Genomic DNA, 24,433 nt, shown 5'->3' with positions numbered 1-24,433 from the left:
CAGATTTGAAAGAAAAAATTTATAGGAAACATCATGAGTAATTGGGCTGATATTTGTAGTATTGATGAAATTTTACCTAACATGGGCCGTTGTGCTTTAGTTGACGGTGAGCAAGTGGCAATCTTCCGAGTTAAAGCGATTGGACAAGATATTGACGATCAATTTTATGCCGTCAATAACTATTGTCCGTTTAGCGATGCCAACATTATTTCTCGTGGCATTGTTGGTAGTTTATCTGATCAAATCGTCGTGGCTTCACCACTTTATAAACAACATTTTGATTTAGTATCAGGTAAGTGCTTAGAAGACGAAACGGTGAGTTTAAAAACATACCCGGTTCGCATTGAAGGCAATAAAATTCAGTTAGCGGCTTAGCGTTAAAGCGTCGATTCAACCTGTTAACCCTGCTGAGATTATTAATTTCAGCAGAGTTGCTTTCCTGTCTTAAACGTCACCTGTAAAAGAGCAACATCGTATTGCCTGAATATTTAGCTCGCGAATAAAAGTATGACGCTGCTTCCTTATCAATAATCTTTAAAAATCAATTAAATAACTAGAAAGTTAGGCTGGTTGAATATTAAGCGCTTATTGACTTTTATCACACCATTGACTAGAATTTCGCGCCTTAAATAACAAGTCACATTCTTTTACTTGTTAAAAATCTATAATTAGCACAATAGCCTACACTTAGCTGGTCTGCTAAAAAACAACGCGAGATAATAATGTTTGAATTACATGCCAGTAAAGTGGCAAATATGAAAAATGATGTGCTGTCAGGACTTACGGTGGCTTTAGCCTTAGTACCTGAAGCAGTTGCATTTGCCTTTGTTGCTGGAGTAGAGCCTTTAGTGGGTTTATACGCAGCCTTTATGGTTGGCTTAATTACCTCTATTTTTGGTGGCCGCCCAGGTATGATTTCTGGCGCAACTGGCGCTATGGCGGTGGTTATGGTGAGCTTAGTTGCCATTCACGGGGTGCAATACCTGTTTGCAACGGTGGTGCTAACTGGGGTTATTCAAATACTGGCAGGTGTGTTTAAACTGGGTAAATTTATTCGACTCGTACCACACCCTGTTATGCTCGGCTTTGTAAATGGCTTGGCGATTGTTATTTTCCTTGCTCAGCTTGGTCAATTTAAAGTTGAAAATGCGGCAGGCGAAATGGTGTGGATGGAAAATAATGCCTTAATGATGATGTCAGGTTTAATTGTATTAACCATGGCGATTATTCACTTCTTCCCAAAACTGACCAAAGCAGTACCTTCAACTTTAGTGGCTATTGTTGCCGTGTCTTTATTAGTTATCGCTTTAGGTATTGATACCAAAACCGTTGGTGATATTGCTTCTATTGCTGGTGGCTTGCCAACATTTGCCATTCCAGATGTGCCGTTTACCTTTGAAACCTTTAAAATTATCTTACCATTTGCTGTTGTACTAGCGGCGATTGGTTTAATTGAATCGTTATTAACCCTGACCTTAATCGATGAATTAACCGGTACTCGTGGTCGTGGTAATAAAGAATGTATTGCACAAGGTGCTGCAAATACAGCAACTGGCTTTTTTGGCGGTATGGGTGGTTGTGCCATGATCGGACAATCAATGATTAACGTTAACTCAGGTGGCCGTGGTCGTGCCTCAGGTATAACTGCAGCATTAGCTTTACTGGCGTTTATATTATTTGCTTCTGGCCTCATTGAACAAATTCCTTTGGCAGCACTTGTTGGGGTAATGTTTATTGTGGTTATTGGTACCTTTGAATGGTCAAGCTTCCGCATTATGAGCAAAGTACCAAAGGCTGATGCTTTTGTGATTATTTTAGTTTCAGGCGTTACTGTAGCGACTGACTTGGCCGTTGCTGTGGTTGTTGGTGTCATTGTTTCAGCGCTAGTATTTGCTTGGGAACATGCTAAACATGTGCTGGTTACTCGCACTGTTGATGAAAACGGTTCAACCATTTATGAAGTTAATGGCCCATTATTTTTTGGTTCAGTATCAAGCTTTTTAGATCAGTTTGATATGGATAACGATAGTGATGACGTAGTAGTTGAGTTTAAACACTCACGCGTGGCCGACCATTCTGCCATTGAAGCGATCGATACACTTGCTGAACGTTATTTATCTCGTGGTAAGAAAATTCATTTAAAGCACTTAAGCAAAGAATGTCAGCTGTTATTAACTAAAGCGGGTGATTTGGTTGAAGTGAATGTAATTGAAGACCCTGATTACCATATTGCTACCGACAAACTGGCATAAGTTAGTTATTCAATAAGGCACCTAGTCATGTATACTGAAAGTAGGTGCCTTTGAGTTTTATTTATGCAATTAGAGTTTTTTGATGTTCCCAGCCCATGTATCGGTGTTTGTCAGTCTGATGACAAAGGCTACTGCATGGGATGCTTTCGAACCAGAGACGAAAGACAAACTTGGATAAATCTCGACTCCGATAATAAACAGAAAGTGATCAAGCGCTGTTTAGCACGTAAAAAACGTAAAGAACAAGGTGTTAAACCTAAAGTGGTTGAGCCTATTGAAAATATTCAACAACCTTCCTTGTTAGATCCACAACCCAAAATACAAAAAGATAATTCTGATCTCGACTTCGGCGATTTTGAGCTTTAACTAGGGACTGTTGAGCTTTCGTATTTATTTTTGCAGCAGTTTATCGGTATTTAGACAAAGCATTGCAATTGCTATGTGGTTATTCCACATTAAAGCGCAATAATGATGAATAAATGCCTAGAAACGCAGCCCTTTGGGGTCAACTAAACGCCATTTCTTCATCGTTGTTCACAACTTACATGGAACAACCATGCGTGTAGTTCACGCCTTGAACAAAAAGCGTTTACTTTGAACAAAAGTTAACCTCGAAAGATCAACAGACCCTAAGCTTTTTGTTTACCGTTATCCCTTTCTTATATTCTGATTACCTCAGCACACCACAGCCTTTGGCAATACGGGTTTATTCTATAAACTACCAATTTCATTGGTTATAACTAAGAGCGAATTAGTCCTTTTCTCAGCTTGGTTTACTTGTCAAAATTAGCTCTTAATCAACAAATTGTTCAAGGATTAAACCTTTGCGCACATTCAAGCGAAATAAAGCTAAAAAGTTGTTGCGAGGTCGACGTATTAACTATATTATACGCGCTCTTTGATAAATCGCCTTCAACAAGTAAGCCGGTTTTGTTGAGAAATGCCTTGATAGCTCAGTCGGTAGAGCAGAGGATTGAAAATCCTCGTGTCCCTGGTTCGATTCCGGGTCAAGGCACCATATTTAAGAAAAAGCCCAGCATTCGTGTTGGGCTTTTTTGTTTCTATTTTTTATGTTTTGTTTAAAAAATACTCAAGAATAACAATTTCCAGCCGATATGCTGTTATACACCTTTAACTAAAATATTTAAGTTATTGGTTTTATGGAGCATTATGTTAACGCTTAATACCAACGTCACGAATTTATTTCTGCAAAGGCAGCAAACGAAGGTTTCTAATGATTTAGAAACAACGTTTAGCCGCCTTTCTTCTGGCATGCGTATTAATTCTGCAAAAGACGATGCTGCCGGTCTGCAAATTTCAAATCGATTAACTTCCAATATCAGTGGTCTTGCTGTTGCAGCGAGAAATGCAAATGATGGTATTTCTATGGCGCAAACCGCCGAAGGTGCCTTAGATGAAGTGACTAATATTTTATTTCGCATGCGTGATCTTTCCTTGCAAGCCGCTAATGGCTCAATGGCAGATGAAGATCGCACTGCATTAAATAAAGAAATGGTGCAGTTAAGCGAAGAAATAAATCGTATCAATCAAACAACTGCTTTTGGCGGTAATTTATTATTTGATACCCAAGCGTCAACCCCGATTGTTGATGCTAATGAAAGAACCATTTTACGCACTTTGCAAAGTGGTGTTTTAGCAGAGTCTGAAGATATTATTAGTGCTGAGCTAGGGTTAATTGGCAATGGCGCAACATTCAAAATCAATTTAGAAAATATGGATGGTGCAAATGGGGTGCTAGCCTCAGTGAGTTATCTAGCGCCTGCCGGCACAAACATAATGATGAATATCGACTTAGATGACTTTAATAGCGCCGATGCGGATAAAATTAGTCAGCTAAAAAGCACGATTTTGCATGAAATGGTGCATGCGGTCATGGCTAATAACATGAATTTAAGTAGTACACCGACTTGGTTTGCAGAAGGTACGGCAGAAGCTATTAGTGGTGCCGATTCACGACTCGCTTCTGATATCACCAATTATGGTGTGAGCACCATCAAATCAGATCTTAATGGCATTTTTACGAATACCAACGCACCTACAGGTACGGGGCAACAAGTTGCCGCGGTTTATTCTGGTGGTTATGTCGCGATGCGTTATATGCATAATCAATTAGGCAGTGGCGGCATACAATCGTTAATGTCGGCGTTAAGCGGCGGAGCCAGTTTTGATGCGGCATTAAATACTGCTTCTGGTGGTACTTATGCTAATGCTGCTGCATTTCAAACAGAACTGATGGGCGGAACGGTTTTTGAAGACTTTGTTAGTAATAATATGGATTTAACCAACGCTGACAATGGCGCATTTGGCGGTCAAGATGCATCCGGTAAAACTAGTCGAGCAGAAACAATTGTTGGTGCAAGCTCTGCATCAACGACAACAAATTTTAGCACCACCTTTGTTTCAGGTGATGACGATACTGATAACGCTGATTTTACTTCAGCTGTGAATTACGGAGCTACTGGGTTAACTGAAGTTGCTCTATCGAGTTATGATCCGGCTCTTGATGAAAATGCTGGCAAACGGGTTTCTTTTCAAGTTGGTGCCAATGCCAACGAAACCATTGATATGGTACTTGGCGGCTTTTCAACCACGGTACTTGCCTTAAATGACCTTGACTTGGTTGGCGATCCGCAAACCGGCATTTATGCGATTGATGATGCATTAAGGTATGTTGATTCACAACGGGCAGGTTTAGGGGCTTTTTCTAATAGAATGGAACATACCATCAGTAATTTAACTAATATTGAAGAAAATTTAAGTGCCAGTCGCTCTAGAATTCAAGATACCGATTATGCCATTGAAACTGCTGAACTGACTAAATTGCAAATCCAACAGCAGGCGGTTACCGCTATGATGAGTCACAGCATGCAGCAATCTCAGCTGATCATGCAATTACTTGGCTAACTAAAAACTTTCCTTTTGCTTCTTCTTTCGTACGAAAAAATTTAACTTAATTATTCTTTTTATCAATTTAGCCTAACTTACTTTTTAAGTTATCATGCACGCAGTTCATTTATTTTCATCACAGAAAAGGTTTTACATGCATACTGCAGATTTACTTAAGCAACTTGAATCATCTCCTGAAACGATTGAATTTTCACAGGTCATGGCAACAATTGAAAACGATTATATCTATACGCCGACCACCTTTACCAATGGCAATGTTGTTAACGATGCTGGCACTAATGAAGGGTCATGTAAACTGTTTGCTTTTGCTCAGCTTAATCAACTTACCGAGCAACAAACATTAAATTTGTTTGGCGCTTACTATCGCGAAGATGTTTTACAAAACCCGAAAGGGACTGATCATGCCAATATCAGAAACTTTATTTTAACAGGTTGGCAAGGGGTTGAACTTGCAAAGAATGCTTTAACTGTTAAATAAAATTATTTAGTTAAAACTTATGTAAGGCGAGTAAATATCAGGCATTAAAAAAGCACCATGTTAAATGGTGCTTTTTAGTTACTAGGCTGCAAGCTTCAATTTAGTTAACGCTTAAATCGACGAGCAGCAAAGGCCAATATGCCTAAAGCAAAAATAGCTAAGCTAGATGGCTCTGGTACATCACGAGGCGGTTGACTTAACTGGCCTCTTACTAAAAAGGTTTCTGCTATACTGCTACCAGATTGAGGTGCCCATGCAATGGGAGCGCCTGATACATAGCCCGCGCTGACATCGCCTTCGTCACAATAGCTGTAGGTGCCACCAAAGTATGGCGCAGCACATATCAGCGCATCAGATGCGCCATTTTGTGTATCAAATGCGGTTATTAAGTCTTGCAGCGAGCTAAAGCTTGCGTTCCATTCAGTAAGTGAAGCAAACCTAAAGCCATCAATTAAGCTTAACGGGGAACTACATGAACCGCTAGGGTTGATATCGGTGGCACAAGGTGATGCGTAAACCCATTCTAATCCGTTACCCACCTCATAATAGGTGTAGTAGTCAGGTTGAAAAATAAGTCCGGCAGTAGCGGTGCTGATAAATCCGCTAATCGAGAGGGTTAGTGCTAGGGCTAGTTGTTTAACTACTTTAAGAGTCATTTCAATCTCCTGTTTTACAAAAGGTGATTATTACGATTACAACAAATTTTTAAGGTTTCCGTTTTAATAAATGCAACCAATGTGCCTAAAAATCAATCAACATATAAATCAACTGGTTGATGAGTCTGGGTTGGCTAGAAATAATGAAAGTGTAAAGTATGCTGACAATAATTCACCTATAAACACTAGGGTTTTAATCATTATAGATATAGCCAAACCATAGTAAAGTGGCAGGCCGCCCCTGCTAATACAAATAAATGCCAAATAGCATGATTATATGGAATGCGTTTATTGATATAAAAAATAACACCTAAAGTGTAGATGGCGCCGCCAATGGCCAGTAATTGTATCGCTTCGCTAGGGAGGTGAGTCGAAAGTTCACTCATTAATGGCAAAGAGATAAAACCCATGCCAAGGTATGACAACAAGGAAAGCTTTTTATGTTTATGACCGTATTTTACCTTCAATACGATCCCTGATAATGCAATTGCCCAAACTAAAGCCAACATGCTGTAGCCAAGCGGTCCTTTTAAGGTAAGTAACATGAGTGGTGTATATGTGCCGGCAATCAGTAAATAAATCGCACAATGATCAATAAGTTTGAATAATTGTTTAAGCTTAATTGCTACCGCGTAGTGATAAATAGTCGAGGCACTAAATAAGAGAATTAAGCTTGCACCATATATACTAAAGCTAGCAATACGCGTTGAATTATCTAGGTTCTCGGGAACAGATAACAACAGCACAATAAGACCAACAACACTTAATAGTGCGCCAATCGCATGTGTTAGCGTATTAGCGATTTCTTCTTGCGGGCTATAGGGAGTGGCATAAGACATGTTAAAATTATTCAGTGTACAAGTGTACGCTGAATAATAACAGGTTGTACCAGTTTAACAAGTAATAATATTTACTCGTGGCGTACTGCTATATCGTTAATTTGCACACTTCCTAATACTTCACCGTTAATACTATAAGCTCTAGCAGTTTGATTTGTGACTTGATCAACTTTTACTTTATATGGGCTAATGTTATAACCTGCATAGACTTTTCCATCGTCGGCGGTGAAATTATTCAGGTGTAGTAATGAAAACTCGTCTCCAATTTTAACCCCTTGATCGCGGCCTAAATTAATTGTGACAGCACCATTATTTATACGAACAATTTTTCCTCGAGCTTGGCGGCACATCATATTTTCATCAATATCTTTAATTAATTTATCTAAGGTTTGCTCGATATTAACGCCAAAAGGGCTACGCCAAAACGTATCGCTATTAACATAAACCTGTTCACGCTTGTCGAAGGTCCATGGTGCGCTACTGGTATAGTGTTGCTCAAACACAGATTCACCATTTACGCCGTTATAAATAAAGACAGACAAATTAAAGTGACGGTCGAAAATATCAGACTGCCAAAACTGCCAATCATTGTTTGCTTGCTTGGCAAACGAAATATCATTAATTTCAGAAAACATGATGTATTGACTGTTGGTAAGTGCTGACAATGAAATGCTCAGTTGCTTGATTTTTTCTGCTTGAAAACTATTACGTAGACGCGAAAACTCAGTTTTGTTTTGCGAGGCTAATTTAACATCAATAAATTGACTATCGTTATTAAGCTTAGAAGAAAGTTTTTTTCCTGCGGCTACATCTAAGTCATAAATTAAACCGACATTGGCTTGTTCACGGTGAACAATGTTAGCGCGGGTAACTAATAGGGTTTTTCGGTAGTCAGCCGAACTACATTGGTGTTGCTGCGGGAAAATATCTGCACGTATATTAACGGTCACAATATCGTCAATATAAGTTTCGCTGATCAAATCGAGTGAATTGACAATGCCGCTTGCACGAATACTAATTTCATCTTGTGTCAATAAACCATTCACTACCTGTTGAATGCTTGATACTGATGCACCTGCTACCAATAAAGCTTTTTGAAGCGCTTCTTCCATCGCTTTTTTACGAGCCGTTTGTGTATCTGTGCCTTTAGTAGACGCTTGTCCTTGCGACTCATACCATTGGCATATCGAAGAAAAGCTAGTCATAAAAAGGCATAAAAACAAAAACAGTGATCGCATAATCATTCTCGTCGTCAAATTGGTTTGTTATCTGCATACCTATACTTATATGCTTAGACATAAGAACAGGTGCAGAAATAGTAAAAAGTGAATATGCATGTTTTGTGCCTGAAAAATAATAATGACGACAAACACGTCGCTAATCTGAATATTGGCGCGATATATGCTTTGAATTATTCAACAAAACTTATGAACTCGGGTAAGGGGAGCTCAATGAAAAAGTGGCTTATACCAATGTTGGTGCCGGTGTTGTTATCCTGTGCATCAGATCCAGAAGAAAATTTTTATAAATCTACCCAAGTAGATAAGGGTGAGATTGACAGCTTTAACCTACCGAAACATGCAATTAACGATGTGGTAAAAGGGCTTGCATATCAAATGCTTGAAAGTAGCTCTTTTGTTAATCCGAAAACACCCATTGCCGTTGCTTCGTTTGTTAATTTAAAAGATCTCGAGTCAACCAATTGGTTAGGCAATCAACTGTCTGAGAACTTTGTCCATGAATTACAGCGCCATGGTTTAGTGGTTATCGACTATAAAACTACTGGGCATATTCGGGTGACTAAAGATGGCGACTATGTCTTTAGCCGTGATTGGCAAGAATTGCCGGAACGTCAGATTATTGACTACGTGGTAACCGGAACCATGATGGAACAAGAGTCAGGTATTCTTATTAATGCACGAATGATCGGTATGCAGTCGCGTGTTGTTGTTGCTACAGCGCAATCGTTTATTCCTTCTTGGGTAATTGGTGAAGAAATCAACCCCAATCAAAACGTGAAAATGAAAGACGGTTTGATCATTCGAGACAGTGCTATGTTAGTGGATGACGAGCGAGCAGTCGAAATTCAAAATTAGTGGTGATGCAAATGAACATAAAACAATGGGCTAAAGTACTAACCTTAATCGTCAGTTGCGTTGTTGGCTTATTTGGCTGTTCAACAGTTTATGATAAACATGTTCAGTGGCAGCCGGTCGAACCAGAAGAGTTTCCCATTATTACCGCTATTGGTTATGCACCGATTAGTTTGCAAAAGTCTGAGCATAAAACACAGCGGATGTTAATGGCCATTAATGCATCAAAAATTGCCGCTTATGCTGAATTAGCTGAGCAAGTTTATGGTCAACAGCTTGATGCGAATGTAACAGTTGCTAATTTACTCGTAGAAAACCAACACTTGTCTGCATCGGTTAAGGGGATTATTCGCGGCGCTAAAGTGGTGAAAAGCTACCCGATGGGTGACACCTACACAACTGAGTTACGCTTAGACTTTAAAGATGTTTACCAAATTTATTTAGCTAATTTTAATAATAAAGAAATACGAAGTGTTGAATATTTTTAAACAATAATATTGCAGCTAATAAGATGAAAAAATAATTTTAAACGTCTACTTTGTTAGGCGTTTTTTATTACCTGTCAGAAATGAGTTTATTAATGTTGTCAGCAGAGAATGCGGTTTTATTAAACGCGCTCTATCAGTAGTTTAATGTACAGCAGAGTTATTTTAAATTTAAGAAGGGTTAAGCTTTAATACCAATACTGGATAAACCGCCGCTTTTTTTACCTTTGTTGTCGTAGGTAACCGAAGATTTATTATTACTTTCGAGTAAATTGGTTTTCATGCGTTCAACGGCAAGTTGAGAATGTTGAATGATCATGCCATTAACTTGATTTTGTTTTTTACAAGCAGATAAAAGGTGTTCTATTTCTGCCAAGGTTTCATCAAATGCGCCTGTCGCTTTTTCAGCAACAAAGCCAGCATGTTGACCTATGTGTTGATCAAGGGTTTGAATGGCTAGCAGCAAGTCGTTTTTTTGTGCGGTAATATCGTTTAACGCATCCGGTTGATGCTGTTGAAGAATTTCATTTTCTTGAGTAAGCAAAGTCTCTAGCGCTGAAAGTTGGCTGTGTTGTTGAGCTAATAATTCGGCGGCAGTTGCTGTACCCATTCAATAATCCTAAGCTTTGTTTAATTCAAATTCGAAGTCAGCAATATTAGCGGCTAATTTTTCTGGATTGATTTTATACTCACCAGAGGCAATTGCTTTTTTCAACTCATCAATTTTCTTTTGATTAACAACTGGCTCATCAGACGCTTTTTTCTGTAGCTCACTTAATTGTTTTGCTTGTGGCGTTAACGACACAGAGTCTTGGCGAACTGATTTAGCTTGTTCACTAGTTGCAGCTGTTTTTACCGCATCTTGTTTAACTTGTGTTTGGTTGTCAATTTTTTGTTTTATGGGAGTATTGTTTCCCATGTTATTGATATTTATAGCCATAATAATATCCTACCGGCAAATAATTCTATTACTAAATTGTTATCGGCAAATTTTAATTAATCTTTAATAAAATTATAGCGTAACAACAACTTTATTTATCGCCATCACTTGTGCTGAAACGGTACGACCTGAGCTGACATTTTTTACACTAACTTGATCGCCCGAACTACCACTGCTCAATGCTATGCCAGCCGTCTTTAAGGTAAAGCTGTTTGATTTAGCAATTATAGTAACGTTTTCTCCTTTGCATACCAAGCAAATATTACGTTTAGTAATTGCCGCGCCTTTATTAATATTACGTTTAGTTTTAGCGCCAATCATACCTGCGGTATTAGCAATCGTTTCGCCGCGCAATGTTGATTGGTCTTTAAGTATCACTTTAATATTGCTGTCATCTAAGATTGAACCTTTGTTGATACGCGTGGTAGCGACCAATACTGGCAGCATGGTTTTTACTTTTGCATTAATGTAGATATGCCAGGGTGTTGAATCAGAACAACTTATTTTCACATTTACATTTCTACTGTTTCGCTTTTCAGGTATATTTGCCACTAACGGTGATTGGCAAGGTTTGATTACAATTCTTGGGTCTAATGTTGAAACACTAATTTCAACTTCGCCATCGTCCGGCGTAGCAATTTGTTGCGTTAAATAATTCTTGGCAAAATTTTCAATATACGCGCGATCTAGCTCTGCAGCATGAGAAAATGAAGGCAGTAAGAGCAATGAGAACAATAATTTCGCTAAATTTTGTATATTAATCATAAATTTTGTTATCTATATGTTTAGAGAATTCAAATACTAGACTATGCTTAACTTAAATTGATAATTACTATCAGTGTCAAAAGTTAGGCGTTAGCTTTTATTAACTACAAGTACTATCAAGAAATGTGCCTTTATTAAGAAATTAGCACAGACGACAATGAGGTTTGTATGGCAGGAATTTTAGACTCAGTAAATCAACGCACACAGTTGGTTGGGCAAAATAGACTTGAACTTTTACTATTTAAGTTAGTAGGAAGGCAAACATTTGGCATTAACGTGTTTAAAGTACGTGAAGTATTACAATGTCCGCGCCTATCTTCTTTGCCAAAACAAAACGACTATATTAAAGGTGTTGCCCATATTCGTGGTCAAACCATATCGATAATCGACTTAAGTAAAGCAACCGGTGGTTCTGAAATCGTACAAACTGATGATTCGTTTATTATCATCGCCGAATACAACCGAAGTGTTCAGGGCTTTTTAGTTGCAGGGGTTGAACGAATCGTTACCTTAAGTTGGAAAGACATTATGCCGCCGCCAGAAGGTGCGGGTAAGTCGAGCTATTTAACAGCGGTAACTGAAATTGAAAACGAAATGGTATCAATTTTAGATGTTGAAAAAATACTTAATGAGATCAGCCCAGTTTCAACTGATTTAAGTGAAGGCATTGCCGATACAACCGTGGGTGAAGATTTAGGTGAGCGATTGGTGATGATCGCTGACGACTCTACGGTGGCACGTAACCAAGTAAAACGCGCCTTAGAGCCACTGGGTATTAAAATGGTCTTAGCAAAAAATGGTCATGACGCATTAGAGCAACTAAAAGAAATTGACTCCCAATGTCAAAACAAAATAACCGAACGTGTAGCCTTAATGATTTCGGATATTGAAATGCCAGAAATGGACGGTTACACCTTAACCGCTGAAGTTAAAGCCAACGAACGTATGCGTGAAATGCCGGTTATTTTGCATACCTCTTTAAGTGGTGTTTTTAATAATGCGATGGTTGAAAAAGTTGGTGCGGAAGACTTTATTCCTAAATTTCATCCCGATGAATTAGCCACAGCTGTGAAAAAATGGTTAAAAATGGACTAATAGCTAAACCTAGCTTTAGTTATTAAACGTAAACTTAAAAAACTGTGAGTATATACTAGTGTCAAGAGAACTTGATGATAAAAGTTACCATCAATTTAGGACGTTTCTCGAGCAGCAATGTGGCATCGTGTTAGGTGAGAATAAGCAATATTTAGTAAAAAGTCGCTTAGCTCCCCTAATGGCCAAATTTGACGTTGCCACCTTAAGCGATCTCGTTACGCAAACCCTAGTACCTACTCAGCGTCAGCTTAGGGCGGCAGTAATTGATGCCATGACCACCAACGAAACCTTGTGGTTCCGTGACGACTACCCATTTGAATTACTCAAAAATAGAATTTTACCGGAATTAGCTAAACGCTCTAATTCTCTAAAGATTTGGTCGGCGGCCAGCTCATCAGGGCAAGAGCCGTACTCTATTGCCATGTCGGTGCAAGAATTTAAAATGAAAAACCCAGGTGCATTTAAAGCGGGGGTTCAAATTGTTGGTACCGACATTTCAACCACTATGCTTGAGCATTGTAAATATGCTCATTACGACAGCTTAGCACTGTCGCGTGGTTTGTCCGCCCAGCGTAAACAACAGTTTTTTGAGCCGGGCGATAATGGCATGTATAAAGTAAAAGACTCGGTTAAACGTATGGTGAGCTTTAGACCATTAAACTTATTGAACAGCTACAGCTTAATGGGACGTTTCGATTTGGTTTTTTGTCGCAATGTTTTAATTTATTTTGCACCCGAGATAAAAGCGCAAATTATTTCGCAAATTCATGGTGTACTTAATAAAGACTGTTACTTATTCTTAGGTGCGTCTGAATCAATGTCAGGGCTTAATCAAGACTTCGACATGGTGCGTTGTAATCCGGGTATTGTTTACCAAAAAAAATAACTCTTCCTTCCTAATTTGGCGCTAAATCGTCAGCGTCAAATAATCCACTGGCATATTTCTTGAATAGACACTTTCAATAGATTGGAGGTGTCGTTATGGCCATTAGTTTCGAAAAAGCATTTGGGCTTCACCAGCAGGGCATGTTAGTACGTGCCAAGCGCGCAGAAGTGATCGCCAGTAATATTGCCAACGCTGATACGCCCGGCTACAAAGCCAAAGGCATGAATTTTCAAGAAGCAATGCAGCAAGCTACGTTAAAGCAGCAAGGCGGCATTGCCCGTACCCACGAAAAACACTTTGATATTAAGAGCAGTATTCAAGCAGAAGTTGAATATCGTGTGCCAAATCAACCTGATACAGGTGATGGTAATACGGTTGATGTACAAGTGGAACGAAACTTGTATCTAGAAAACTCATTAGAGTATCAAGCAAGTGTGCAATTTCTAACAGGCAAGATTAAAGGCTTGAAAAAAGCCATTACTGGAGCGCAAGGCTAATGAGTTTATTTAACGTATTTGACATTACAGGTAGCGGCATGAGCGCACAATCGCTACGCCTTAATACTACCGCTAGTAATATCGCTAATGCTGACAGTGTTAGCAGCAGTATTGATGAAACGTATCGTGCTCGCCATCCAGTTTTTGCCGCTGAGATGCAAAAAGCTGCCGCAGGGCAAGAATCGTCGGTTGGCGTACAAGTTTTAGGCATTGTAGAAAGCGACGCACCACTGAATAAAGAATACTCTCCTGAACACCCAATGGCAGACAAAGAAGGTTTTATTTATAAACCGAATGTTAATGTTATTGAAGAAATGACCAATATGATTTCGGCATCACGCTCGTATCAAACCAATGTGCAGTTGGCGGAATCAGCAAAAAATATGCTTAATAAAACCTTAATGCTTGGTAAATAAGTAGGGAATAATTATGACGACAATTAATGGTGGTAGTGCCCTAGATGGTCTGCATTGGCAAAAGGAAGAAGTTGATATTGCCGATGGCTCAAATGGCATGCTTACCCAAGAAGACTTTTTTGCCTTATTAACGCAGGAGCTTGCCCAGCAAGATCCAACAAAGCCGGTTGATAATAATGAAATGATCTCGCAAATGACCGCGTTTTCAACAACCGATGGCGTTAGCCAACTTAACAATCAGTTTGAAGAATTTGCCTCGTCAATGACGTCAAGCCAAGCACTACAGGCCTCGTCATTAGTTGGTCGCAGTGTTTTAGTTGACGACAATGTCTTTGGCATGGCAGAAGGCGAGCAAGTTAAAGGCAAAATCGTCACCGACCAAGCGGCAAGTAATGTCTCTATTTACGTGGAAAATACCGCCGGTGAAGTGATTCAAACCGTGCCTGTTGGCAGTGTAGCAGCCGGCTCTGCGACCTTTACTTGGGATGGTCAAACTTCTGACGGTGAACCGGCGCCAGAAGGTGCTTACCGTTTTAGAATCGTTGGTTTAGTCGGCGGAGAGGCACAAGAATTGCAAGCTCAAACATATCGTAAAGTAGACAGTGTAACGTTAGCAGGCGCTGGCGGAAGCATTTTACTCAACCTTAATGGTGGCAGCTCAATGGCGTTAGCCGATGTTGTCGAAGTATCAGAAGGTTAAGCTAGGATAAATCAGTTTTAGCCAGCTAAAAAAATTTTTAAAGAGGTGTCATTATGTCATTTAATATCGCACTAAGTGGTTTAAACGCTGCTCAAAAAGATCTCGATGTAACATCGAATAATATTGCTAACGTTAATACAACAGGTTTTAAAGAGTCTCGTACTGAATTTGTTGATGTTTACGCTGCGTCGTTATTAGCATCAGGTAAAACAAAAGTTGGTGACGGTGTATTAACCGCCGATGTTGCTCAGCAATTTTCTCAAGGTAGTATTCAGTTTACTAATAACGCACTCGATTTAGCGATCACAGGTAACGGCTTTTTTGCGACAGTGCCAGAAATTGACAGCTTAGAAACATCTTATACTCGTGCTGGTCAGTTTAAATTAAACAGTGATAATTTTGTGGTAAATTCGCAAGGTGAACATTTACTAGGTTTTCCGGTAAACCCAGATGGTAGCTCAGCCTCGGTGAGCTTAAGTACCGCTGAGCCTATTCGTATTCCAACCGCATCAGGTGCGCCAACGCAAACCTCAGAAGTTGATATTCGTATGAATTTGCCAGCAGGCGATGCTTATATTTCTTCGGCACCGGGTAACTTTGATCCAGATGATCCATTAACCTTTAACCATTCCACTTCGGTAACTATTTTTGACTCATTAGGCGATAGCCATATCATGACCTACTTCTTTGTTAAAGATGATCCTGCTGTAAATCCAAATAGCTGGATGATGTTTGCTGCAGTTGATGGTGAGGTTATTGATATTGATGACAGTGGTGTACCTGCAGTTCCAGGGTTACCGGTTGGTGGCGGGATATCAGGACCTTTACAGCCAACGGGCGGGGTTAGTGGTGCTAGGTTAACTTTTAATGCCTCAGGTGATTTTGTTAGTCAATCACCAACACCGGCAGAAGGTGGTATTGTAACAGTTGATTTTACTAACCATTTACCAAATGGTGCTGATACCGATCAAACTGTAGAAATAGATTTTAACTTGGACGTTCTAGCGCCAAACCCAAATGAACCAACGCAGTTTGCGTCAAACTTTGAAGTAACAGCGCTTAATCAAAACGGTTTAGCTGTAGGGCGATTAACGGGTATTGATATTGGTACTGATGGTTTAGTGCGAGCTACTTATTCAAATGGTACTTCACAGCCACTATCACGAATTGCTTTAGTGAATTTTGCTAATGAGCAGGGCTTAACCCAAGTGGGCAATACTGGTTGGAAAGAAAGTATTTCCTCTGGTGAAGCATTAGCTGGTGAAGCAGGTTCAGGTACATTTGGTACCATTAACTCGTCAGCACTAGAACAAGCGAACGTTAACTTAACCACTGAGCTAATTGACTTAATTTCAGCGCAGCGAAATTTCCAAGCGAACTCGCGAGCGTTAGAAGTGGATAATCAGTTAAATCAGACTATCCTTCAAATACGATAGTAAGAGCAGCTAGAAGCTAGAAGCTAGAAGTGACAAGTGGAAAGCTAAAAGCTAGAAGTTAAAAGCTAGAAGCGAAAATAAAAAGTTTAAAAATACCCGTCGAAGGTAAAGCAGTAGGCTAGGTGAGCACAAGGTGTTCACCTAGCTTTTTTACTTATTAACACCCTTAATTCCTCACCCGCCAAAACCTTATCACCACCACTCTGGCACCTTACTTGCATTTCCATACTATAGATTTTTAATAGGTAGGATTCATTATGGATAAGATGCTTTATATCGCGATGAGCGGTGCCAAGCAAAACATGCATGCCTTATCAGTGAATGCAAATAACCTTGCCAATGCTAAAACTACGGGGTTTAAAGCAGATTTAGCGCAAGCACGTTCAATGCAAGCCTTTGGTGAAGGCATGCCTAGCCGCGTATTTTCAATGACTGAGCGCTCTAGCCAAAACTTTGACAGTGGTGCTTTACTCTCTACTGGTCGCGATTTAGATATTGCTATTGAAGGGGAAGGCTGGTTTGCCGTGCAAGCAAAAGATGGCAGCGAAGGTTATACCCGAAGTGGTCATTTACGCTTAACAGAAACTGGCGCGCTTGAAACCAATTCTGGTGAACTTGTACTCGGCGAAGTTGGGCCTATTTTCTTACAACTACCAGTTAGAAATATTCAAATTAGTCGAGACGGAACCATTATGGTTCAGCCTGAAGGGGCGGCCGCTAATATTCAAGACGAAGTTGCGCGAATTAAGTTGGTTAACCCCGAGCACCGCATGCTTGAAAAAGGCAGCGATGGATTATTCAGACGCAAAGATGGCAATACCGAGCCGGCCGATATTTTAGTCAATGTTGCCAGCGGCATGCTTGAGTCGAGTAATGTTAATACTGTCAGTGAAATGACCGACATGATCGCATTGCAGCGACAGTTTGAAATGCAATTAAAACTTATGAAAACCGCTGAAGAAAACGATAGCGCTGCTTCGTCTTTACTTCGTGCTTTCTAATTTAACCAATTGAGGTGACTTATGAACCCAGCATTATGGATCAGTAAAACCGGCTTAGATGCACAAACTAAAGATATTGCCGTAATTTCAAATAACTTAGCGAACGCAAGTACCGTTGGCTATAAAAAAAGCCGCGCGGTATTTGAAGACTTACTTTATCAAACCATCAACCAACCGGGCGGACGTTCAGCACAAGACACTGAAATGCCATCAGGTTTAATGTTAGGTGCGGGGGTTAAAGTTGTCTCGACGCAGAAAATTCATTCACAAGGGGATATGTTAACCACAGATAACCCGCTTGATATCGCAATTCAAGGTGATGGTTTTTTTGAAATTTTAATGCCTGATGGAAGCTCTGCTTATTCTCGCAATGGTCAATTTACCATGGATGAAGAAGGCAACATGGTCACCCCAGGCGCAGGTTATTTATTGCAGCCACAAGTGACTATTCCAGAAGATGCACAAAGCATAATTATTTCGCAAGACGGCGAAGTTTCAGTGTCATTGCAAGGGCAAGCCGAACCGGCAGTTATTGGCCAAATTAATACCATTAACTTTGTTAACCCAACAGGCTTACAACCGGTAGGGCAAAACTTATACGTTGAAACGGCGGTAAGTGGTGCACCACAAGAAGGTGTACCTGGCCTTGAAGGCTACGGCATGTTAGTGCAGTCAGCACTTGAAACGTCAAACGTCAATACTACCGAAGAGCTGGTCAACTTAATTGAAAGTCAGCGCGTATATGAAATGAACTCTAAGGTTATTTCAGCGGTTGACCAAATGCTAAGTTACATCAATCAACAGTTGTAAGGTTAGGAGGCGTATGATGAAAAATTTATTGATAGGATCGTTGATCGTTTGCCTAAGTGCTTGTGCCACTATTGAAGAAGCGCAAGTATTACCTAATGATCCTGATTTTGCCCCTATTCTACCGGAAGAGGAAGAAGTCTCGGTAGTACCAACGGGTTCATTGTTTCGCGCAAACTACGTTAATAACATTTATTCAGACTCAAAAGCACATCGGGTTGGCGATATTATTTCGGTGGTCTTAAGCGAAAGCACGCAAGCCAATAAAAATGCCAAAACGGAATTGAAAAAAGAAAATGGCAGCACCTTAAATCCGGTTATCGGCTTAGGCGGCTCACCAGTTACGATTAATGGTCAGTCGTTGCAGTTTGGTGTTGATCAAGAATCTGAGTTTAAAGGTGACTCGAAAGCGAACCAAGGCAATAGTTTGCAAGGTAATATTTCGGTTCATGTTTTAAAAGTATTGCCCAATGGCAACTTGATGATCCGCGGTGAAAAGTGGATGACACTAAATAATGGCGATGAATACATTCGCTTAACCGGCATTATTCGTTCTAAAGATATCTCTTCAACCAATACTATTTTATCAAGCAAAGTCGCCAATGCTCGCATTCAATATGCAGGCACAGGTACTTTTGCGGATGTAAACGAGCAAGGTTGGATTACCAAATTCTTCAGTAGTAAGTGGTGGCCTTTATAGGCGCCGAAGGTGAATTTTATGAAAACGTTCATGCGAGTAGCTGTTTTATTTTTAGGTTTGCTGTTATTAGGTCAAGCCAATGCGCAACGTATTAAAGACTTGGCTGATGTTGCCGGTGTGCGCACCAACCAACTTATTGGCTATGGTTTAGTGGTGGGTTTACCGGGAACGGGCGAGCAAAGTCCGTTTACTGAGCAAAGCTTTAAAACCATGTTAAGTAACTTTGGCATTACCATGCCTGAGAACTTAAAACCGAAAATCAAAAATGTCGCGGCCGTTGCGGTACATGCCGAACTGCCGGCGTTTATTAAGCCGGGGCAAACCATAGATGTAACCGTATCTTCTATGGGCAGCGCGCAAAGTTTACGTGGTGGCACTTTAGTACAAACTATTTTAATGGGTATTGATGGTAACCCTTATGCGGTTGCTCAAGGTAGCCTAGTTGTTAGTGGCTTAGGCGCAGAAGGCTTAGACGGTTCAAAAGTGTTAGTGAATACACCCACTGTTGGTCGCATAGCCAATGGCGCAACGGTTGAACGTGAAGTATTATCACCGTTTCATACCGGTGAGCACATCACCTTTAATTTACGCAATGCTGATTTTACTACCGCACAGCGCTTGTCTGATGCGATTAATAACTTCATTCCTGGCTCGGCAAGAGCGATTGATTCGACCTCGGTAAAAGTGACGGCGCCACGAGATGCTGCTGATCGAGTGAGCTTTTTAGCATCATTAGAAAACTTAGAGTTTGAACCGGATACTCCAGCGGCGAAAGTGATTGTGAATTCACGCACGGGCACCATAGTCATTGGCGCAGATGTGCGATTATTGCCGGCAGCTATTACCCATGGCGGCATAACAGTAACGATCAACGAAATTCAAGATGTTTCACAGCCTAATGCTTTCTCTGAAGGCGAAACCGCGGTAACGACTCAATCAATTATCGATGTTAATCAAGACGACAATCGCATGTTTGTTTTCAACCCTGGGGTTACCTTAGATACCTTAGTACGCGCGATTAATGAAATTGGCGCAGGTCCGGGGGATGTGATGGCGATTTTAGAAGCTTTAGAGCAAGCTGGCGCATTGCGTGGCGAGCTAGTGATCATTTAGGGAGCTTGACTATGGTTGCTAAGCTGGCAGATGCCAATAACTTTCTTGATATTAATGGCCTAAATAATATTCGCCATCAGTCAAAACAAAGTGATCAAGCGTCAAAAGATGAGGCGCTTGATCAAGCGGCAAAACAGTTTGAAGCCATCTTTATGCAAATGCTGATGAAGAGCATGCGTAGTGCCCAAGATGTGCTTGCCTCTGACAGCCCATTTAATTCTCAGTCGACTAAATTTTACCGTGATATGCACGACCAGCAAATGTCGTTAGAGCTATCGAATAATGGCAGTTTAGGTTTATCTGAACTTATTAAAAGGCAACTTAGTGGCGGCGACGAGAATTTTACGCCAAGTTCTATTATTCGTAACGACGGTACATTAAGTGCGCGAGTTGGCGCAAATACGACAGAAATCGATGCATCGAAAGTCAATTTGAGCAAAGAAAATTCTGATGCTCGAGTGTCAAATAATCGTCGAGTTGAACTACCACCAGTGAGTCAACAAGCAAATAATAATTTAGCGCCATCATTTGAACAGCCAAAAGATTTTGTAACCGCGCTGGTTGAGCCGGCGAAAAAAGTACAAGAAAAGTTAAAAGTGCCGTTTGAAGTGGTTATTGCACAAGCTGCGTTGGAAACTGGCTGGGGTAAAAAAATCATTCAAACTGAACAAGGCCAAAGCTCAAACAACCTCTTTAATATTAAGGCCGACCGCCGCTGGCAGGGGGATAAAACCTCAAAAGAAACTTTGGAATTTGAACAAGGTAATATGGTTAAGAAAAATGAACCTTTCCGTGTTTATCAATCTATTGCTGACAGCGTTAATGACTATATCGACTTTCTTTCTAGCAACGATCGTTACCAAGGTGCTTTGCAGCAAACTAATAATGTGGAGCAGTTCTTGCAAGGGTTACAAAGTGCGGGTTATGCGACAGATCCTAACTACGCAAACAAAATAATGGGTACGTTAAAGAAAGTGACCCAACTGATTCAGCAATAATTTTTCAATAATGCGTTGGTAAAATCGACAGCATTATTTAGGGGTATTTTTCATGTCTGTTAACTTATATCAAACTGGGGTTAGTGGTTTACTTGCCGCGCAGCAGCAGTTGGCAACAACAGGCCATAATATCTCTAATGTTAATACCGATGGTTATACACGCCAGCGCGCGGAACAAAATGCGTCGATGGGTATTTCTAACGGTACCAATTACATTGGCTCGGGTACCTATATTCAAGACATTACCCGTATTTACAACCAATTCTCTTATACCGAACAGTTAAATAGTCAAAGTAGCTTAGGTTATGCCAAAGCCGCTTTTGAAAAGCTTGACCAACTAAATGAAACCATGAGCCTAAATGGCGGCGCTATTCAAACATCGATTGAGCAATTTTACCAAGCCGTTAACGGCATGGCTGACAACCCAAGTGATATGGGCTTAAGAAATATTGCCCTTAGCCAAGCCGAAGTTTTAGCCAGTGATTTTCGTTCAATTAACCAAAGCTTTGATCAACTGGAAAAAGCCACAAACGGTGAAATTGACCAAATCGCACGAAATATTTCTGAGATATCTACACAACTTGCTGCCATAAACGAGCAAATTTTAACGAGCCAAGGCGGCAGCCAAGTAGGGCAAGCCAACGACTTATTAGATAAGCGCGATCAATTAATCACCGAACTAGGTGAATATACCAAAGTACAAACTGTGACTGATAACAATGGGGTTATGACGGTAATGATCGGGCAGGGCTCGACACTTGTTGCCGGTATTACGCCACTTTCTATGACAGTGGTGGCTGGTGACCCAGATCCATTGCAAACTCAGTTACGACTTGCCGGCCCTAATAGCACAGTCGCACTTCAAGGCTCTACCTTGGGCGGCTCATTAGCGGCTAAGTTTGATTTTCGTGACAATGATCTTATGCAAGTGCGCGCTGAAGTTAACCGCTTAGCGGCAGGTGTTGCTGCCACACTGAACGATGCGCAAAGTAATGGTTTAAATTTAAGCCAGCAGCAAGGTGAAAATATTTTCACTGATTTAAATACGACGCAAATGCAGCAAGGACGAGTATTAAATAGCGCCAAGAATAATGGCGATCTGCAAGGTCGCGTTAATATCAGTGATATTTCTTTGGTACCTACCGACGAATTTGAAGTACGCTTTGATGGTACCAACTATCAAATGACTAATTTAACGGATAATTCTACCGTTACACTAGGTATGCCGGGGACAGGCCCATTTGCTACCGCGCACGGCTTTGAATTTATTGAAGACTCGGGCACACCGTCGACTAATGACGTATTTCGTATTCGCCCGATGGAAAACAGCGCTGCCTTAATGGATGTAACCTTAAACGATGGTGCTGGCTTTGCCGCCAGCTCTCCCGTTGCTATTACGCCATCAGATAATAATGTCAGTAGCGGTAAAGTTGAAATAACGTCCATGTTAGACCCAGAAGGTGCTCGTGCGGCTATGCCAATGCGTATTGACGTGTTGGAAAACCCGCCAGGCACATTTACCTATACCTATACCGATAGCAGCAATGTCACGTCAGCACCTATTCCATACGTGCCGACTGCGCAAACGATCGATTTACCGCCGTCACCGGCTACTGCGTTATTTCAAATTGAAATTACCGGCATGCCATCGGGTTCAGCGACACACGCCCCTGAGCAGTTTTTTATTGATGACGCTTATGGCTTAGGTAATAGCACAAATATGACCGCGATGGCGTTAACGCAAGAACAATCGGTATTAAATGGTAGTCGCGAAACTTTCAGTGAAAGTTTAGCGATATCAACGTCTGATATTGGTTCTAAAGCCAGTACGGCAATGTTAAACAGCGATACATCGCAGGCGCTTTATACACAAGCGTATAACCGAAATCAGGCAACTTCGGGTGTAAATTTAGATGAAGAAGCGGCTAACTTATTGAAATTTCAACAAGCATATCAAGCGGCTTCACAAATTATCTCAACCGCCAATACTATTTTCGACACGCTATTAGCGGCTGCTCGTTAGCGCTTAGGAGAGAATTATGCGCGTATCTACTGCTCAATTTTATTTTCAAAATGGTTTGCAAATGTCAGACAAGCAAACCACGCTCAGCGAACAGTCGGCTTACTTATCAAGCGGCAAACGTGTACTTACTGCAAAAGATGATGCGGTTTCTTACAGTGCACTGGCCGGTTATAAAAATGAATTGTCAAATATTGAAAAATACCAACGAAACATTACCCAAGCCGAAAGCCGCAATAATTATCAAGAAGTCGCGTTTTCTAATACCACTAACATTTTAAATGAACTGCGCGATTTATTGTTACAAGCCAATAACGGTGTTTATGCTGAAGCAGATCTGGCATCTATTTCTCAACAAGCGACTAATAGCCTTAAACAGGTACTTGATATTGCTAATACCAAAGATGAAACGGGCGGCTACATTTTTTCGGGTTTTCAAATCGATAAACAACCTTTTGCCCTGCAACCCGACAATTCAGTAAATTATCATGGCGATAATGGCGAACGTGAATTACAAATCGCCAAAAATGTCATGGTAGGAACGAATGTTTCTGGTGAACAGGCTTTCGAAAAAGTCGCCAATAATATTGGTGACTTTTCCGCGCAATACAATGCTAATACGTCGGGGATTTTTGTTGAACATGCTGTAATAGCACGCCCGGGTGATAATGACACTTCAGCAGGCGCAGGTTACCCGACACCTTATAATTTTTCGTTTGCTTCTGAAACTGACTTAACTATTACTGATAATGACGGCGACGTTATGTTCACCACAACGACATATACACCAGGCGAGCTTATTAGCCTACCAAACGGTGTCGATGTGCAACTAGGCGGCAACCCATTGCCGGGTGATGATTTTGATTTATTGCCGCAAGAAACGATCAGTGTTTTTGATACGATAAAAGCTGCTATAGATTGGATTGATGTTGGTACGTCACCAGTATCAGAAGTACAGCATCAGGTTGATTATAGTACAGTTTTAGGTCAACTTAACCAAGCATTAGACCACATTTCTTCTCAACGTGCAGATGCCGGTATTCGCTTGCAACTAACCGACCGTCAAAAAAATAACCACTTAGATACTGAGCTTTATTTAAACAGTAGTCGTTCAAAAATTGAAGACTTAGATTTTGCTAAAGCTATTTCAGAGTTCGAACAGTCGCAAATGGCGTTACAAGCGGCTCAGCAGACATTTACTCAAATTCAAAATTTAAGTTTGTTTAATTATATTTGATCACTTTGTTTATTATTTAAGTGATTGGCAAGAGTTTTGCTAGATATCTAGTAGAAAAATTTAAGTTACCGGAGTGGAGTGACTCAAGGTT

General features: G+C 40.5%; 26 protein-coding genes and 1 tRNA gene. 21 read left to right on the top strand and 6 right to left on the bottom strand.

Annotation, left to right across the window (positions count from 1 at the left end; genetic code table 11):
• Positions 1-33: 33 nt before the first annotated feature.
• From nirD to ACRRSQ_RS10230, 6 genes are all read left to right on the top strand, one after another.
• Positions 34-375 carry a nitrite reductase small subunit NirD gene (gene nirD / locus ACRRSQ_RS10255; protein WP_440875639.1) on the top strand — a complete coding sequence of 114 codons (342 nt, stop codon included), beginning with the start codon at positions 34-36 and terminating at the stop codon, positions 373-375.
• 347 nt (positions 376-722) lie between these two features.
• The gene (locus tag ACRRSQ_RS10250; RefSeq protein ID WP_440875638.1) at positions 723-2,252 is read left to right on the top strand and encodes a SulP family inorganic anion transporter; all 1,530 of its coding nucleotides are present in this window, start codon (positions 723-725) and stop codon (positions 2,250-2,252) included.
• A gap of 63 nt (positions 2,253-2,315) precedes the next feature.
• Complete coding sequence (locus ACRRSQ_RS10245; protein WP_440875637.1) at positions 2,316-2,618, top strand: DUF1289 domain-containing protein; 303 nt, start codon at positions 2,316-2,318, stop codon at positions 2,616-2,618.
• A gap of 576 nt (positions 2,619-3,194) precedes the next feature.
• A tRNA-Phe gene (locus tag ACRRSQ_RS10240) sits at positions 3,195-3,270 on the top strand.
• 152 nt (positions 3,271-3,422) lie between these two features.
• Positions 3,423-5,177: a flagellinolysin gene (locus ACRRSQ_RS10235; RefSeq protein ID WP_440875636.1), complete on the top strand. Its 1,755-nt coding sequence runs from the start codon at positions 3,423-3,425 to the stop codon at positions 5,175-5,177.
• Positions 5,178-5,313: 136 nt separating this feature from the next.
• Positions 5,314-5,658: a HopJ type III effector protein gene (locus ACRRSQ_RS10230; RefSeq protein WP_440875635.1), complete on the top strand. Its 345-nt coding sequence runs from the start codon at positions 5,314-5,316 to the stop codon at positions 5,656-5,658.
• 104 nt (positions 5,659-5,762) lie between these two features.
• Here ACRRSQ_RS10230 and ACRRSQ_RS10225 read toward each other — a convergent pair whose 3' ends face one another.
• The 3 genes from ACRRSQ_RS10225 to ACRRSQ_RS10215 all read right to left on the bottom strand — a co-directional run bounded on the left by ACRRSQ_RS10225 (position 5,763) and on the right by ACRRSQ_RS10215 (position 8,358).
• Complete coding sequence (locus ACRRSQ_RS10225; RefSeq protein WP_440875634.1) at positions 5,763-6,314, bottom strand: PEP-CTERM sorting domain-containing protein; 552 nt, start codon at positions 6,312-6,314, stop codon at positions 5,763-5,765.
• Between the two features lie 200 nt (positions 6,315-6,514).
• Complete coding sequence (gene trhA, locus ACRRSQ_RS10220) at positions 6,515-7,153, bottom strand: PAQR family membrane homeostasis protein TrhA (RefSeq protein WP_440875633.1); 639 nt, start codon at positions 7,151-7,153, stop codon at positions 6,515-6,517.
• A gap of 71 nt (positions 7,154-7,224) precedes the next feature.
• A complete protein-coding gene (locus tag ACRRSQ_RS10215; protein ID WP_440875632.1) occupies positions 7,225-8,358 on the bottom strand; it encodes a flagellar assembly protein T N-terminal domain-containing protein in 1,134 nt (377 codons plus the stop codon).
• Between the two features lie 246 nt (positions 8,359-8,604).
• Here ACRRSQ_RS10215 and ACRRSQ_RS10210 point away from each other — a divergent pair, with 246 nt between their 5' ends.
• Both ACRRSQ_RS10210 and ACRRSQ_RS10205 read left to right on the top strand, forming a co-directional pair.
• Positions 8,605-9,249: a FlgO family outer membrane protein gene (locus ACRRSQ_RS10210; RefSeq protein WP_440875631.1), complete on the top strand. Its 645-nt coding sequence runs from the start codon at positions 8,605-8,607 to the stop codon at positions 9,247-9,249.
• Between the two features lie 11 nt (positions 9,250-9,260).
• Positions 9,261-9,734, top strand: coding sequence for an LPP20 family lipoprotein (locus tag ACRRSQ_RS10205; protein WP_440875630.1), 474 nt, complete (start codon positions 9,261-9,263; stop codon positions 9,732-9,734).
• Positions 9,735-9,912: 178 nt separating this feature from the next.
• Here ACRRSQ_RS10205 and ACRRSQ_RS10200 read toward each other — a convergent pair whose 3' ends face one another.
• The 3 genes from ACRRSQ_RS10200 to flgA form a co-directional block, all read right to left on the bottom strand.
• A complete protein-coding gene (locus ACRRSQ_RS10200; RefSeq protein WP_440875629.1) occupies positions 9,913-10,341 on the bottom strand; it encodes a flagella synthesis protein FlgN in 429 nt (142 codons plus the stop codon).
• Between the two features lie 9 nt (positions 10,342-10,350).
• Positions 10,351-10,671 (bottom strand): flagellar biosynthesis anti-sigma factor FlgM, encoded by a 321-nt coding sequence (gene flgM / locus ACRRSQ_RS10195; protein ID WP_440875628.1) that lies wholly within the window; start codon positions 10,669-10,671, stop codon positions 10,351-10,353.
• A gap of 72 nt (positions 10,672-10,743) precedes the next feature.
• A complete protein-coding gene (gene flgA / locus ACRRSQ_RS10190) occupies positions 10,744-11,436 on the bottom strand; it encodes a flagellar basal body P-ring formation chaperone FlgA (RefSeq protein WP_440875627.1) in 693 nt (230 codons plus the stop codon).
• Positions 11,437-11,604: 168 nt separating this feature from the next.
• Between flgA and ACRRSQ_RS10185 the strand changes: the two genes are divergently transcribed.
• The 13 genes from ACRRSQ_RS10185 to flgL all read left to right on the top strand — a co-directional run bounded on the left by ACRRSQ_RS10185 (position 11,605) and on the right by flgL (position 24,342).
• Complete coding sequence (locus ACRRSQ_RS10185) at positions 11,605-12,531, top strand: chemotaxis protein (RefSeq protein WP_440875626.1); 927 nt, start codon at positions 11,605-11,607, stop codon at positions 12,529-12,531.
• A gap of 58 nt (positions 12,532-12,589) precedes the next feature.
• A complete protein-coding gene (locus tag ACRRSQ_RS10180; RefSeq protein WP_440875625.1) occupies positions 12,590-13,417 on the top strand; it encodes a CheR family methyltransferase in 828 nt (275 codons plus the stop codon).
• A 95-nt stretch (positions 13,418-13,512) separates the two neighbouring features.
• Entirely contained in the window at positions 13,513-13,914 is a 402-nt protein-coding gene (gene flgB / locus ACRRSQ_RS10175; protein WP_440875624.1) for a flagellar basal body rod protein FlgB, read from the top strand.
• On the top strand, positions 13,914-14,330 hold the full coding sequence (gene flgC, locus ACRRSQ_RS10170) for a flagellar basal body rod protein FlgC (RefSeq protein ID WP_440875623.1): 417 nt from the start codon (positions 13,914-13,916) through the stop codon (positions 14,328-14,330). Before flgB ends, flgC begins: the two co-directional genes overlap by 1 nt.
• 13 nt (positions 14,331-14,343) lie before the next feature.
• The gene (locus ACRRSQ_RS10165) at positions 14,344-15,030 is read left to right on the top strand and encodes a flagellar hook assembly protein FlgD (protein ID WP_440875622.1); all 687 of its coding nucleotides are present in this window, start codon (positions 14,344-14,346) and stop codon (positions 15,028-15,030) included.
• 53 nt (positions 15,031-15,083) lie between these two features.
• A complete protein-coding gene (gene flgE / locus ACRRSQ_RS10160; protein ID WP_440875621.1) occupies positions 15,084-16,466 on the top strand; it encodes a flagellar hook protein FlgE in 1,383 nt (460 codons plus the stop codon).
• Positions 16,467-16,723: 257 nt separating this feature from the next.
• Positions 16,724-17,467: a flagellar basal-body rod protein FlgF gene (gene flgF, locus ACRRSQ_RS10155; RefSeq protein WP_440875620.1), complete on the top strand. Its 744-nt coding sequence runs from the start codon at positions 16,724-16,726 to the stop codon at positions 17,465-17,467.
• 21 nt (positions 17,468-17,488) lie between these two features.
• Positions 17,489-18,277, top strand: coding sequence for a flagellar basal-body rod protein FlgG (gene flgG, locus ACRRSQ_RS10150; RefSeq protein WP_440875619.1), 789 nt, complete (start codon positions 17,489-17,491; stop codon positions 18,275-18,277).
• A 16-nt stretch (positions 18,278-18,293) separates the two neighbouring features.
• A complete protein-coding gene (flgH, locus tag ACRRSQ_RS10145) occupies positions 18,294-18,974 on the top strand; it encodes a flagellar basal body L-ring protein FlgH (RefSeq protein ID WP_440875794.1) in 681 nt (226 codons plus the stop codon).
• Positions 18,975-19,004: 30 nt separating this feature from the next.
• Positions 19,005-20,087, top strand: a complete 1,083-nt coding sequence (locus ACRRSQ_RS10140; RefSeq protein WP_440875793.1) for a flagellar basal body P-ring protein FlgI — start codon at positions 19,005-19,007, stop codon at positions 20,085-20,087.
• Between the two features lie 11 nt (positions 20,088-20,098).
• Positions 20,099-21,085: a flagellar assembly peptidoglycan hydrolase FlgJ gene (gene flgJ, locus ACRRSQ_RS10135; RefSeq protein WP_440875618.1), complete on the top strand. Its 987-nt coding sequence runs from the start codon at positions 20,099-20,101 to the stop codon at positions 21,083-21,085.
• 52 nt (positions 21,086-21,137) lie between these two features.
• Positions 21,138-23,108 carry a flagellar hook-associated protein FlgK gene (gene flgK / locus ACRRSQ_RS10130; RefSeq protein ID WP_440875617.1) on the top strand — a complete coding sequence of 657 codons (1,971 nt, stop codon included), beginning with the start codon at positions 21,138-21,140 and terminating at the stop codon, positions 23,106-23,108.
• Between the two features lie 16 nt (positions 23,109-23,124).
• Positions 23,125-24,342 (top strand): flagellar hook-associated protein FlgL, encoded by a 1,218-nt coding sequence (gene flgL, locus ACRRSQ_RS10125; RefSeq protein WP_440875616.1) that lies wholly within the window; start codon positions 23,125-23,127, stop codon positions 24,340-24,342.
• Positions 24,343-24,433 lie beyond the last annotated feature (91 nt).

Origin of the sequence: Thalassotalea sp. PLHSN55 (assembly GCF_052030545.1) — a bacterium.
GTDB lineage: Bacteria > Pseudomonadota > Gammaproteobacteria > Enterobacterales > Alteromonadaceae > CANMXU01.
Note: the sequence above shows the minus strand (reverse complement) of the source record. Positions and strands in the feature narration are given on the sequence as shown.